The sequence below is a fragment of the Fibrella rubiginis genome, from assembly GCF_017353185.1.
Classification (GTDB): Bacteria; Bacteroidota; Bacteroidia; order Cytophagales; family Spirosomataceae; genus Fibrella; species Fibrella rubiginis.
Genome location: NZ_JAFMYV010000003.1, coordinates 347,184 through 361,225, shown reverse-complemented (window position 1 = coordinate 361,225; position 14,042 = coordinate 347,184). Strand labels below are relative to the sequence as shown.

The 14,042-nt window shown below is 57.5% G+C and carries 6 protein-coding genes; 3 read left to right on the top strand and 3 right to left on the bottom strand.

Annotated features, from left to right (window positions below; all coding sequences use genetic code 11):
• Positions 1-33: 33 nt before the first annotated feature.
• On the bottom strand, positions 34-2,904 hold the full coding sequence (locus J2I47_RS08405) for a TonB-dependent receptor (protein WP_207364118.1): 2,871 nt from the start codon (positions 2,902-2,904) through the stop codon (positions 34-36).
• 380 nt (positions 2,905-3,284) lie between these two features.
• Between J2I47_RS08405 and J2I47_RS08400 the strand changes: the two genes are divergently transcribed.
• Complete coding sequence (locus J2I47_RS08400) at positions 3,285-5,603, top strand: T9SS type A sorting domain-containing protein (RefSeq protein ID WP_207364117.1); 2,319 nt, start codon at positions 3,285-3,287, stop codon at positions 5,601-5,603.
• 198 nt (positions 5,604-5,801) lie between these two features.
• Entirely contained in the window at positions 5,802-10,532 is a 4,731-nt protein-coding gene (locus tag J2I47_RS08395) for a GEVED domain-containing protein (protein ID WP_207364116.1), read from the top strand.
• A 23-nt stretch (positions 10,533-10,555) separates the two neighbouring features.
• Here the strand turns inward: J2I47_RS08395 and J2I47_RS08390 are convergent, their stop codons facing one another.
• Positions 10,556-12,007: a pyridoxal phosphate-dependent decarboxylase family protein gene (locus J2I47_RS08390; protein ID WP_207364115.1), complete on the bottom strand. Its 1,452-nt coding sequence runs from the start codon at positions 12,005-12,007 to the stop codon at positions 10,556-10,558.
• A gap of 70 nt (positions 12,008-12,077) precedes the next feature.
• A complete protein-coding gene (locus J2I47_RS08385) occupies positions 12,078-13,193 on the bottom strand; it encodes an endonuclease/exonuclease/phosphatase family protein (RefSeq protein ID WP_207364114.1) in 1,116 nt (371 codons plus the stop codon).
• A 295-nt stretch (positions 13,194-13,488) separates the two neighbouring features.
• Here J2I47_RS08385 and rimP point away from each other — a divergent pair, with 295 nt between their 5' ends.
• Positions 13,489-13,986: a ribosome maturation factor RimP gene (rimP, locus tag J2I47_RS08380; protein WP_207364113.1), complete on the top strand. Its 498-nt coding sequence runs from the start codon at positions 13,489-13,491 to the stop codon at positions 13,984-13,986.
• Positions 13,987-14,042 lie beyond the last annotated feature (56 nt).

Below are 14,042 nucleotides of genomic sequence, written 5' to 3'. Positions count from 1 at the left end.
ATGGAAAAGTTTTTCGTACCCCAATCGCACCCGTTACGGTACGATCACGCGGCGACCAAAGGTGTAAATGGCTGATACGGTATAGTAGCTGCCCCGGCGGAACTTGCGCACGTCCTGGTCGGCATTGGCGGTTTGTGAGGTTACGTCTTTGCCAATGACACCGTCGCGGTTGAAGTCCTGCGCGAAGCGCACATATTGATTCAGAAGGTCCTGGATACCCAGCCGCAGCTCGATTCGGTTAGCAAACGTGCGGCTCAGGTTGAGGTCTACTACGTGGCGGGGCATCTCGTAGATGGTGGGGTTCTGCGCGTTGCCCACCGCAAACACCCGCTGACCGAATACGTTGTAGAGGATGTTGCCCTGCCAGCCCGATTTGGGGGCGGCATAGTATAAACCGGCGTTGAAGAGGTAAGGCGACTGCCCGGCCAGGGGACGTTCGTTGGCCGTCAGACCGCGGTATTGCTGTATTTCGCCGCCCAGGTCAGGTGCGGTAACCACGTCGCCTACGGTCACTTTGCTCTTGATCAGCGAGAGGTTTCCCACCACCGACAGGTTTTTCAGGAAAGCACTGGCCGCGTTGGGAAAGCCTTTGCGCACCTCGATTTCCACGCCATAGTTCTGCGCCGACTGGGCGTTCATAAACGTGTAGGCGAGGCTGTTGGGCTGCAGCAACAGCAGCGATTCAATGGGGTTTTTAAAGTGCTTGTAGAAGCCCGTCACCGAGATCAGTTCGCCCGATGTGGGGTAGAATTCCCACTTGGCATCGACGTTCTGAATTGTAGCGGTGGTCAGCGTGGTGTTACCCCGAATGTCGGCTAACTGGTTGAAATCGTAGTAGTTGAACGGGGCCAGCTCCCGGAATTCAGGCCGGTTGATGGTCGACGAATAGGCCAGCCGGAGGTTGGCCCGGTCAGTGAGCTTGTAGGTCAGGTTGAGTGAGGGCAGCGGGCTGAAAATCCTGTTCGACACCAGCCGCGTGTCGACGTTGACGATGTTAGCCCGCACGCTTTGATCGTTATACTCTCCCCGGAAACCCACCGTCAGGTTGGTACGGGCACCAAACGATACGTCGCCACTCACGTAAGCCGCATAATAGGTGTTCAGGCCCCGGTACGAATCCAGGTCGCGGGTGCCGTCGCGGAGGGTGAGTCCGTTGGAACCATTCACGTTCTGGAACGAAAAGGCCTGACCAAGCTCCTGTGACCGCACGTTGATCGAGTTGTCGCCCACGGAGTTGTAGCCGTAGAAACGGGCGGCAAAATCACGGTTTTTTTGTTCGTAATACACGCCGGCTTTGATCCGGTTCGGTTCGCGGTCGGTGGGGTTGCCAAACGTATGCTCGATGTTGGCAATACCTGAATACGAGTACTCGTGCAGGATGGAGTTGAACCGGCCTACTTCGTTGGGGGTGGGGTCTTGCGGTGTGGCAATCACAAACGGGTTGGTGGTGCCCAGTGCCCGGATGTAACGCACCCGCTTCCAGTCAGGCTCCCAGCGGCCCGTGAAGCCAAAACTGCCAATCCAGTTGACTTTAGTCAGATCATTGATGGTGTGTTCACCAGCCAGCTGTGAGGTTAGGATACTGCGGTTTTCGAAGCGCTCTGAATAGCTACGCACGTCGAGGTCGTTGGCAATTTGCTGCCCGGTGCGGGCTACGGTTTCGGTGGTGCTGAGCTGGTTAAACAGTGTTTTCCACTCCAGGTTGAACAGTGGCGAAATCCGGGCCGACCAGTTGTGCAGAATACCCAGCCGGGTGCCGCGGGCATACCCGTTGTCGACGTACCGCTGTGAGGGTACGTTGGCGGCTAGTTCGCTGTCGTAAACACTCAGGTCGGTCGTCGTGGCCTGATTGGTCATGGCGTAGTTTATGCTCGTAAGGTTGCTGATGCGCACGTCGCCCACGTCGAACCGGCGGCCAAAATTCAGCGCCAGCCGGATGTCGGGGGCTACCATGGCCTGTTCCATCCCCCAGTTGTTGGGTAGCAGGCGGGCATAGGCGGCGCGTTGCAGTGAGTTCAGGTTGTTGAAGTCACCCGCACGGGCCGGGAAACTGCTCGGAATCTGCTGATCGGCGCTCCAGAGGCCCAGCCAGTTCAGGCCACCCCGGCTGTGGGTCTGCACAGACTGGCCGGTGGTATTGCCCCGGTAACCGATGGTCAGGCCCGCGTCGAAGAAATTCTGTTCGGGACGGCGTTTGGTGTAAATCTTGATGGCGCCGCCCGCAAAATCGCCCGGCAGTTCGGCCAGCCCCGTTTTGTACACGATCATCCGGTCGATGATGTTGCTGGGCACGAGGTCGAATGAAAACGAGCGTGTATCGACTTCACTCGACGGGGTGATGACGTCGTTGATAAGCACCGAATTATAGCGGGCGCCCATGCCGCGAATCAGCACAAACCGGTTATCGACAATACTGACGCCCGGCACCCGGCGGATGGCGGCGGCGGCGTCGCGGTCCTGCGATTTCTGAATCTGTTGCGCCGACACCCCTACGGCCATGGCCTTGATCTGCTTGATCTCGGTCACTACGGCAATTTCGGTGTTGGTGGCTCGTCCGGCCCGCACCACTACTTCCTGCAACTGCTGGTTGTCTTCTACCAAATCAGTTTCCAGCACCGTTGAATTGCCTGATTCGATCCGCACGTTGGGGACCGTCTTGGTTTTGTAGGACACATAGCTGATTTGAACGCTATGCACCCCGGCAGGTACTTTGCTTAGCTCAAACTGTCCGTTTACGTCGGTGCTGCCGCCGATGGGTGTGGCCGTACCCATAATCTGTACGGTGGCACCAATAATGGCTTCGTTGGTCTTGCCGTCGCGGATGGTGCCGCGCAGAACGCCCGTCTGGGAGAAGGCTGCGGTTGCGGTTAGCAACAGTGAGAAAAAGAGTATGTATGGTTTCATATTGGTTTTGCATCCACTGAATGCGCTGCAAAACTACCGGTACAGTATTACCTCAGTGTTACGGGCAGGTTACCGCTTCGTTACGATTAAAGCCCTTATTCAGGTTTTCGATTAATTTGCGTAACCTACTAATTATCAGTTAGTAACAGCTTATTTTGTTACTCGCCTCAATGGCTGTTCAGCGTGTAGATTTCGCCACCATTTGCCAAATAATACTAGCTGTACCACTAGATTTGCCCAATAAACTGGACGTTCGCTGACCGTTGGTATCCGCCAGCGTTTTTGGCATGGGCAGTTGCCTTTGTCTCCTTTTTACGTCATAATTGACTGCACGATGAGGGCTGCTGCCCTGTGCCTCGTTAATACCCACCCAAACCCATATGTTGCTACATGTACTCCGTTTGCTGCTCGCGCTGTTGCTGAGCGTTGGTTGTGTTTCGCTTTACGCCCAGACCACCATTACCACCCTTCCGTTGTCTGTGAGTAGTGTTTGTGCGGGTACGTCACTCACGGTATCCTTTGCTCAAACCGGTACGGTTGCTACGGGCAACGTGTATACCGCACAACTCAGCAGCGGCGGCGATTACACCAGCCTTAGTGGCTCTACTCCGCCCACGTTTGATGCCACAACGGGCCAATATGCGCTACAGACCACCATACCGGCTTCCGTATCGGCGGGGGGCAACTACCGGGTTCGGGTGGTGGCCAGCAACCCGGCTACGGTGGGCTCGGCGAGTAGTACCACGCTCACGGTGCGGACACCGCCGGGTGCGCCTACGCTGGCAGCGCAGCTCATTGCGCCCAACACGTACCAGTACACATTTTGCCAGAACGATAAGGCGGTAGTGCTGTCGGACCTGGTCAACGCGGCCCCGGATAACTACCGGATTCAATATGATGTGGGCAACGGCCTGGCACCCACGGCGCAAAAAACCTTTACCCCCCCCACCATCAATCCCCTGCTGCCGGGCAAGGCACTCTATAATGTTCGGTACGTGGTGATCGACGACAAAAAAGGCTGCAACCCGCCCGAACAAAGCAGTTCCATAGCTTACCTGGTAGTAGAGATAAAGCCCCGGCCAACGTTGCCCTCCGTTGCCAGCGCGGCAGTGGCGTATTGCCAGAATCAGCCGCCTACCCCGCTGACTGCCAGCATCACCACGGCTGGGTCAGAGATTGTGTGGTATGACCCAAATGGCGCAGTGGTAAGCAGCACGGCGTTGAGCGGTACGGCGGCTACGGGTGCAAGCATCCTGCCCGCCACGGCCCAGACGGGTACGTTTGTGTATCAGGTAGTACAGTCGCTCGACCGGTGCGAAGGGCCGCGGGCATCGGTAACGGTGACGGTGTCGCCCGCAGCGGCTACGCCCACCACCACGACCCCGCGGGTAGAACTCTGCCGGGGCGCGGTGGCCTCACCGCTGGTGGCCACGGGCACTAACCTGATCTGGACCGACCCCAACGGCGTTACGTCAACCGCTGCCCCTACGCCGCCCACCATCAACGTGTCGAAAAATGCGGATGGCGACGTGTATTATGTGGCGCAGAACAACGCCAACGGCTGTATCAGTCAGCGGCTGGCGATCCGGGTGGTGGTGCAGGCCACCCCTACACTCGCGCTTACCGGTAGTACCACGGCGAATCTGGGTCAGGAGGTGCCTGTTAAACTGGTGTTTACGGGGGCGGGACCTTATCGCTTCAAACTCTCGAACGGGTTTAGTGGCGCAGCTCAGCGCGACACCACTATCCTGATTTTGCCCGATAAAACCACTACGTATCAGGTAGCCGAGGTAAGTAATAGCTGCGGGGCGGGCCTGCCCGTAAGTGCCGTCACGATCACCGTGCTGGTACCCACCATCCGCACGCAGGGCCTGAGCAGCAGTAGCTTATGCGCCGGAGCGTCGTTACTGGCCAATTTCCAGACGACGGGTGCATTTAACCCGGGCAATAGCTTCCGCCTCCAGATGGCCCGCCCCGTAGCAGACACGGCCAATGCCAACTACATAGAACTGGGCAACTTATTGATGGGCAATGGTCAGATTTCGGGTACGATTCCGGCCACCGCCACGGCAGGCACCTACTGGGTACGGGTGGTGGCTACGAATCCCAAAATCCCCATCAACGGCAGCATCAGTCCTACGCTGCTGACCGTACAGGGCACCCCTACGGCGTCGCTCTCGGCTACCCCCACGGCGGTACTGGCGGGCGAGACGGCCAAACTCTCGGTACTACTCGGCGGTAGCGGTCCCTGGACATTCGCCTACCGCGACAGCACCGACGCGCTTGGTGCCGTGCAGACTATTACGACCAATACCAGTCCGTACGTAATTGATGTAAAGCCCTTAAAAACAACAACTTATAAATTAACGGTCCTCAGCAATGCCTGTGGTGCCAGCACTGGTACACTGGCCCGAACGGTGATTACGGTAAACCCTGTCCTGGCCGTTGAACCGCTGGGCGGCAGTATATCGGCGTTTCCCAACCCGGCCACCGCCAGCATCACCGTGCGCATCGACCCGGCGCTACTCACCCAGCCCGCCACCCTCGAACTGATTGATCTGGCCGGGCTAATCACGCACCGGCAATTCACCAGTCAGCCCACCACTATACTCTCCCTCGATGGGCAGGCGGCAGGATTATTGCTGTTGCGTGTGCAGGCAGGCGGGCAAGCTGTGACCTACCGGGTAATGAAACTGTAGGATAACAAACACACCTAAACCAATGAAGGAGTTAGGCACCGCCCAACTCCTTTTTTTGTGCTTTACTGTTTGCAACAACTGCGTGGTAGAAATAACTAAGCGGGCCTTGGTATGACTACTTAGTTTTTGTAAAATGTAATAAATTGCCTTGGAGTTTATACATAATCGACAACTGATTACTAGTTTAACCTAACGTATATGGGCAACGTTGTACCTGCTTTCGTCGCTTATTTGTTGAGCCTGCTGCTGTTACCACTGGCGGTACTGAGCCAGACGCGCAGCCCCATTCAATTACCTCAATCGGTGCAGGCCGATTCACTGCAACGGGTTCGCGCTCAGCATGAGGGTCGCCTGCAGGCCAACAACGCGGCCCTCCAGCAACGATTCAGAGCACTATTTGCCACGGCGCTTACCGCCACAGTAGGGGGGCAAACGGCCCCCGCCACGCCCCCACCCGACAACCCGCTGGCCCGGTATCAGGTCGAGGTGTTGCGCACGATGGACCCACTCACACAAACCGTGCCCCTGGAGCGCGTTGAGCAAGCCCGCCGGGAGGTGCAACTGCGCATTCGGCAAAACGACTTTGCGTCAACCCTGCCCAATCCCATTACCTGGAGCGAACGGGGACCCAACAACGTTGGTGGTCGTACCCGCGTGCTTATGTTCGATCCCAACGATCCGACCAAAAAGAAGGTCTGGGCCGGGGGCGTGGCCGGCGGGCTGTGGTATACCAATGACATCACCAACCCCAACCAGTCGTGGCAGAAAGCAAGTGACCTTTGGGAGAATATTGCCGTTACAAGCATGGCCTATGACCCCAGCCAGCCCAACATCATGTACGTAGGTACCGGCGAGGCCTACTACAATATGGATGGTGTGCAGGGTGGCGGTATCTGGAAAACCACCGATGGCGGTCAGACCTGGAGCCGACTAACCGCCACTGTGCCCATAAACAACGGCGATCTGGCCACAATAGCCGGGGCATTTCAGGCTATTTACCGGCTGGTTGTTGCGCCGGGGGGCACCGTCTACGCGGCTACCTGGGGCGGGTTGGTAAAATCTACCGACGGGGGCACCTCATGGACATTTGATCTGGTGCCCGCCCGCAGTATCGGTACAACAACCGGTTCGGTCTACAACATCACCGATATTGACCTGGCTACAGATGGCGCGCTGTTTGCCGTTGCACAGGGTAGCCTGGTCTACCGGCGGAGCAGTGGTAGCAGCAGTTGGGAGGTTAAGCAGGCCAACCCACTTGGGTACCGCGCCGAAATTGCCCTTGCCCCGTCAACGTCAGGCGGCGGGCAGGTGATCTACCTTGTCGCGGCTAGCGCGTCTGTCATGCTACGTTCTACAGACGGCGGCACTAGCTGGACAAACCTGCCGCTGCCCTCATCGGTGACCGCGCCACTGGGCGAACAAAGCTGGTATAACCTGGTGCTGACCGTTCACCCCACCAACCCGAATCAAGTGTATCTGGGCACTAACCGACCCTTCCGGTCGCTGGATGGTGGCAACTCCTGGGCTTACCAGTCCGGGTATTGGGAAGGCACCCACCCCGATCAGCACACGTTTGTGTTTCGGCCCGACGCGCCCAACGAAATGTTGCTGGGCAATGATGGCGGCGTTTTCTATAGTAGTGACTTCGGCAATGCTACCGTGCCAAAGCCAACCTATTCGGCGCGCAATCGTGATTACAACGTAACCCAGTTTTATTCCGTCGCCATAAAAAACAGTGCCAATGATGGTTACCTGTTGGGTGGCACGCAGGATAATGGCAGCATCAACGTGTTCAGCAGCGCTACCGGGCCGGTAAGCGGCAATACCATTCAGGGCGGCGACGGCATGCTGTCATTCATTGACCAGGATGACCCCAACATTCAGATTGCTTCGTATCAGTACAACAGCTATAACCTGTTCAACAGCAACGGGGTCTACAGAGCGGGTCTGTGCAATGGAGCCGGGCAGTTTATTAACCCAGCCGACTACGATTCGCGCACCAATACCCTGTATGCCTTCAATCAGTCTATGAACAACGGCACCCAGCTCTATAAGGTGAGTAATGTGGGTACCACCAATACGCTCACAACACTGTTTGCGCCAAACAATGTTACGTACCTGATCCGGGCGGGACGTCAGCCCAACACGGTTTATCTGGGTGGGTACGGTGCTGTTTATAAGGTTACCAACACAGACCAGCTTACGGCTACTACCACGTCAATTACGTCTAATATACCAGGCTATTTTACCGGCTACGTGTCGTGCATTGAACTGGGTGCTACAGACGACGAAATGCTGGTTACGATATCGAGCTATGGCACCAGGTCGATCTGGCTAACCCGCAACGGCGGACAGACCTGGGAATCGAAAGATGAGGCTGGCTACGGCCTGCCCGATATTCCGGTGCGTTATGCCTTGTTTAACCCCAGAGACCGGCGGCAGGTGATGCTGGCTACCGAACTCGGCATTTGGTTTACCAACAACATCTACGCGCCAAATCCCGGTTGGTCGAGTGCCAACACCGGCCTTGCCAATACGCGCTGCGACATGCTGCGCTACCGCACTGCCGACGGAGCCGTGGCCGTTGGTACCCACGGACGGGGCCTTTTCATGACCGACTTCTTCACCCAGCCCATCCCCGATGAGATCGTGGTGGCACCCGTGACGGGGCCGCTCTGCGCAGGAAGCACCATAAGCCTCACTTTTACGGCTACAGGTACCTATCAGACAACCAATACCTTCACGGCCTACCTGACCGATGCATCGGGATCGTTTAGCGTAGCGCAGCCACTGGGCACTGTAAACCCCTTTGCCGGAAACTCGCTGCCTCTGTCGGCCACGCTAACGGGTGGCGTTTACCGGCTGCTGGTGCGATCTGGCAACCCGGTAATCAGCAGTGCCGCCAGCCAGACGTTCATTATTGGTGAGCGACCAACCTTTAGCTCGCTGTTGCCCTCCCTCCCCGACCGCACCACCAGCCGCATCGACCTTCGGGTGGGCAGTACGCAGAATGCCACTGCCTACTACATGCTGGCTCCACGGCAGTACTATGCCTACGCCCAGCAGGTGAGGGATGGCCTGGCCTACAACGGCCGGGTGGCGCTCCGGTCGGGTTCGCTGCCGTTGTTGGCTAATCAGCCGGTCAGTATAGCCATCGACGGACTGATGCCCGGCGTGGGTTACCGGGTGAACGTGGTGCTGGAAGATCCCATCAGCGGTTGCCTCAGTAACGTTGTACCGCTCGACACCATTATGGCTGGCATGGCCGCCCTCTACTGCACACCCCAGTCTGTATCAAATTGCGTTGGTGGCGATGTTATTGCTGACTTTGTGTTGCAGGGAACGGCCCTGAACCGAATCAACTCAGGGTGTTCCTATAATGGTTACGATCAGTTGATTGCCAATGGGTACGCTGTCCGGGCTACGGCTGATTACGGTTTTATCTTCCGAACCTATTATAACAACGGTGGTAGTTACTTTCCGCAACACATTGCCATCTGGCTCGATGCCAACCGCGACGGTGTTTACTCGCCCAGCGAACGACTGTATAAATCCACCGGAGCCATCACCAGCAACGGGTGGACCGGCACGCTCACCATACCGCCCATTCAGTCGGGGCTGTACCGGCTGCGGGTGCGCTGCCGGTGGTATAGCGAAGTCAACGACCCCTGTGAGCAATATACGTATGGGGAAACCGAAGACTATATTCTTGACGTAGCCGGGCTGGAAACATTGGCTGATGTGAGTTTGCGCATGTCGGTCGATAATCGGGTTGCCGCCGTAAATCAACCCGTCACGTACCAACTCGCGGTGCGCAACGACGGCCAGCAAACAGCCCGCAACGTGCTGATTGGTAGTCGGCTACCGGCAAACAGTCAATTGACCGAGGCCACCAACTGGACTACCGTAAACGGGCAGTTGCAACAGCTTATTCCGGCGCTTGCCATGGGCGAAGAAACGTCGCTGACGTTTGCGGTCATGCCCACCCAACCCGGTACTTACCAGACCGCGGCTCAGGTTGTACAGGTCAGCCCCGCCGACCCCGACAGCCGCCCCGGTAGCGGCACCGGCGACGGGGAAGATGACATGGCTACCGTCGACATGCGCACCGCCACGGCATCCTCCGATTACTTCGCCTCGCCCAATCCCGGCCAGTTTCCCCTGCCCGCTCTTCGGTCCAGCCAGCCTGCTCCTGACCCATCGGGGGCTGATTTGAGCCTGCAACTGGTCCTCAGCAGCCGCAACACGACCACAGGCTCTACCGTGACACTGTACCCAACGGTGTTTAATGCGGGTGGCCGGTCGGTCAATAACGTAAAGGTGCAGTTTTGGTTACAGGCCCCGCTAACTGGCCCCACCGGCCCAGCCTCATACAGTTTGCTTGTTGCCTCGCTACCTGTCAACGCGTCTGTCACACAGCCCATTACACTAACGGTAGGCGCTGGTAACGGGGGCTATCTAACCGTGCGGGGGGCCATTATCGCCGCCAGTGAGCCTGATCCCGATTCAGACCGGGTCACGTTTGGCAAAGGCCAGGACCATGAGGCGTTTGTTGACCTGCGGGTGTGGGGCAGTGGGGGCGGTGGGCGTCAGGCTGCCCATGCTGGACCACAGGTTGTCGTGCTTGTCAGCCCGGCCCAGCCAACAGCCGCCACTGAAGTGTCGCGAACCTACCAGGCTGACATCCGGATCGGTGAAGATGGGGGTGATGAATCGGCCAACGAGCAGCTTACCATCCGGCTCCAAAATAGCCGCGGGCGGGTAGTAAAAACCTGGCGGATGCCCCGGCATGAGCGGGTTCAGTTTCTCTTTACCCCGCAGGCCTATGGGCCAGGTGCTTACCGGTTGGTTGTGCAGCATGAAGGGCGCACCTACCGTAGCGCGCCGTTTGAAGCCGTGAAAACCCATCGGCCACTGGCCCGGAAGTAGATCAGCAGGGTTGCCTGTCAGGCTTATACTTCGCTGACAGGCAGCCCTGCGGCTACGATCTCAATGGCGTTGAGCAACGCTGCCAAATCGGCTTCGGTGGTCAGTGCGTTCATAAGCGAGACGCGGAGATAGGTCTGGCCGTGCAGGGTGGTCTGCACAACGTAGAAGCGGCCCTCGGCCAGCAGTGTCGCCCGGATGGTGGCGTTTAATGTGTTGAGTGCCACGGAGTCCGTTTCGCCCCCCAGGTAACGGAAACAGACAATGTTGCATTCGGGCTGCACGGCCAGTTCAAAATCAGGTCGCTGCTTGATCAGGGTTGAGAAGGTCGCCCCCAGATCGTACAGCGTGTTGATGTTCTCCTCGAAAAGGGCGTCGCCGTAGAGGCGCATGAGCGTATACACTTTCACCCCCACCATAAATTTGGTGCATTCAAACGTACGCTTGCCGCTGTTGTACCAGTCGGCGGTGGTGCTGTCTGCGACAACGTCCCAGAGGTACTGCGCCCGTTGCTGAAAGGTGCGGTGGGCATCGTCGCCCCGTTTGTAAACAAGGGCCGTGGCCAGGGCTGGTACCAGCAGCATTTTGTGGTAATCGACCACTACCGAGTCGGCGTCTTCAGCCCCCGCCAGCAGGTGTTGGTATTTGGGCGAAAAAAAGGCCCCGCCGCCATGTGCCCCGTCAACATGAAACCACAGCTTATGCAGCCGGGCAAACCGCCCAATCGCCACCAGGTCATCATACGAACCGGTCGATGTTGAACACGCGCTGCCCACTACGGCAAAAACCGTCAAACCAGCCTCCGTTGCCCTAGCAAGGGTATTCTCAAGCAAATCCGTCCGCATCTTGAACCGACCGTCGACCGGAATTTTCAGGATACCCGCGTCGCCGAGGCCCATGATCCGGGCGGCCCGGTCTACACAGTAATGCGCCTCTTCCGACACGATAATCGCGAGCTTTTCAGTACCTGTTCCGTCGTGCCAGATATCCCGCGGCAGCATAGCCCGCGCCGTGAGCAGGGCCGTCAGGTTCGCCAGGGTCCCACCCGACGTAAGAACGCCTCCCGCAGTAGCCGGGTACCCGATTTTGTGGGCCAGGTGTTCCACCACAATTCGTTCGATGGCATTGCCCGCCATGCCCATCTCATAGGCACCCGACCCGTTGTTGAGCAGTTCGGTCAGCAGACCTGCCAACGCCGCTGCGGGGGCCACCGCGCTGATCTGATGGCCCACATAATGCGGGTGGTGCACACGGGTGGAGCGTGCCAGCACATCGGCAAAAAACGCATCGGGGGTGTCGAGGAGGGGTTGTGTGGCATCGGCTTGCCAGAAAGCCAGCGATTCATCGGGGCTTTGATATGGAATAGCCTGCGATGCCTGGCGTGATGTGCTGGCTGCCAGGTGGTCGGCCAGCTGATCAATCAGGGCGTGGCCCATGCGGCGAAAGGCATCAGGCGAATAAACGTCGGCAAGAGACATAGCGGCAAAAGAAGAGAGACTGTGAGGAACGTAGTTGGGACTAGCTGACAAGTGGGCTATTGCCGATCGTCTATTTGGACAACGCATAGCTCGCCTCTACGGCGAAGTGATCGGAGTAAGGTACCTCGTTGTGCGTCAGAAAATTAGTAGGCCGAAGGCGGTCAGGTGTATAGAACTGGTTATCGATGCGGATGAAGCGCGGTGCCCGGTTGAGCGACAGGCCAAACCCCCGACCCGCGTCTTCAAAGGCGTTGTGCAGTTTGTTACGCATCCGCTGGTAGACAACGCTGTAGGGCGTGTCGTTGAAATCGCCGGTGACGATAGCGGGGTAGGGGGTAGTGGCCAGCAGGTCTTCAATGACCTGTACCTCACCCCGTCGCGACACGAAACCCGTTTTCAGCGCACCCAGCACCGTGCGGGTTTCGGCTTTTACGCCCGCCATCTGATCTTCTTCAAATACGCGCCGCACCCGGATGCCCATAGACTGTAGATGTACGTTGATCACCCGAATGGTGTCGGTCCCAATGGCAATGTCGGCCCAGACCAGCCCATTAAACGAGTTGAATGGCTGATGGCCCTGCCGCACAATGGGATAACGTGAAAACGTGGCTACACCCAGGTACTTGGCCGATGTTGGCTGCAACAGTGCTTTGTACGGGTATCCTGCCGCCGTCAGCCGATTGACCATATCGAAGGCGGGCGTCTCGTCACCGGTGTAAAACTCCTGGAAGCACTTGATGGGTGCCGGGTGCCTGATGACCCAGTCGGTGATGAGGCGCGTCTTGCGGGGTTCGCGTTTCAGTTTGTCTTTGTAAAGGTCTTCTAAGCCAAACACCGACACGTTGTAGCTCAGCAGCGAAAAGGCCGTTTGGTCGGCAGCAACCGGGTCGGGGTGGTCGTAGGAGAAGGTGCGGGGCCACAGCCAAAAGCCCGCCAGCAGGGCTACCACGCTGAGCAAGCTGCGCCAGGGCCGCGAAAACAGCCACATCACGCCCAGCACGATCAGTACCAGCCATGCCACCGGCAACGAGATCATGAGCATACTCGCCGACCAGTGTTCGAGCGGGAGTCGGGCCAGCAGATAGTAGATCAGCAGCGTATAAAAGAACACGCCAATGTGTATCGACCAAACCAGCGACCTGGCCATAAACCCAAAAAAACGGCCAATGCGTGTGAGAATAGACATGTAGTAATTTACGAACGGTCCGCCGCCGCGGTACGATTTACGAATTACGATTCATGGCTTACGCTACAGCAAACTGACCGCACCGGCGGGTCGGCGTAAGCCATGAATCGTAATTCGTAAATCGTACCGCGGCGGCGGACCGTTCGTAAATCAAAAACCTTGTCTGCAAAGCTACAACCCACCGCCGCCCGAAGGTTGCTTTTGGGGCAATAACCTACTATCTTTGCGGCACTTAGCAACATCAGAACTGGTAAAGCAAAGGGAGGGCACCTCCCTTTTTTAGTTGGTAGTACCTATGAATGACGCATCTCAAATTGCTGCCCTGTTGCAACCCTATCTGAACGATGGCGAATTCTACATCGTTGATATTCAGGTGGCGGGCCGGCAGGGTGGTACGTTGAAAGTAACGGTACTGCTGGATTCAGACGCGGGCATCACTATCGAGGAATGCGCCCGCATTGGTCGGCAGTTGGGTCACCAGATGGACGAGGCGAATTTTTTCGGCGAAGCCCCCTTCAACCTCGAAGTATCGTCGCCCGGTGTCGATTTTCCGCTTACGCAGGTTCGGCAGTTTGCTAAAAACGTGGGCCGGACGCTGAAAGTGCAGGTGAAAGACGGACCAACGCTGATTGGTAAACTGGAATCTGTTAATGACGAAGGCCTGGTGCTTGATGTTCCCCCGGCTAAGATTAGTAAGACAAAACGCAAAACGATGACGGAATTGCCGCCGGAAGGTAATCAACCTGTGCGGCTCGACCAGATTCTGAAAGCGACCGTAGAAATCATATTTTAAGCCTGTGTTGGCCGCCCTGCTGGAGGTGGCCGCCCGTTGAACCCCCACTAACTAAC

Coding starts and splice junctions, on each gene's coding strand:
- J2I47_RS08405 (WP_207364118.1), bottom strand. CDS start 2,904: ATGAAACCATACATACTCTTTTTCTCACTGTTGCTAACCGCAACCGCA.
- J2I47_RS08400 (WP_207364117.1), top strand. CDS start 3,285: ATGTTGCTACATGTACTCCGTTTGCTGCTCGCGCTGTTGCTGAGCGTT.
- J2I47_RS08395 (WP_207364116.1), top strand. CDS start 5,802: ATGGGCAACGTTGTACCTGCTTTCGTCGCTTATTTGTTGAGCCTGCTG.
- J2I47_RS08390 (WP_207364115.1), bottom strand. CDS start 12,007: ATGTCTCTTGCCGACGTTTATTCGCCTGATGCCTTTCGCCGCATGGGC.
- J2I47_RS08385 (WP_207364114.1), bottom strand. CDS start 13,193: ATGTCTATTCTCACACGCATTGGCCGTTTTTTTGGGTTTATGGCCAGG.
- rimP (WP_207364113.1), top strand. CDS start 13,489: ATGAATGACGCATCTCAAATTGCTGCCCTGTTGCAACCCTATCTGAAC.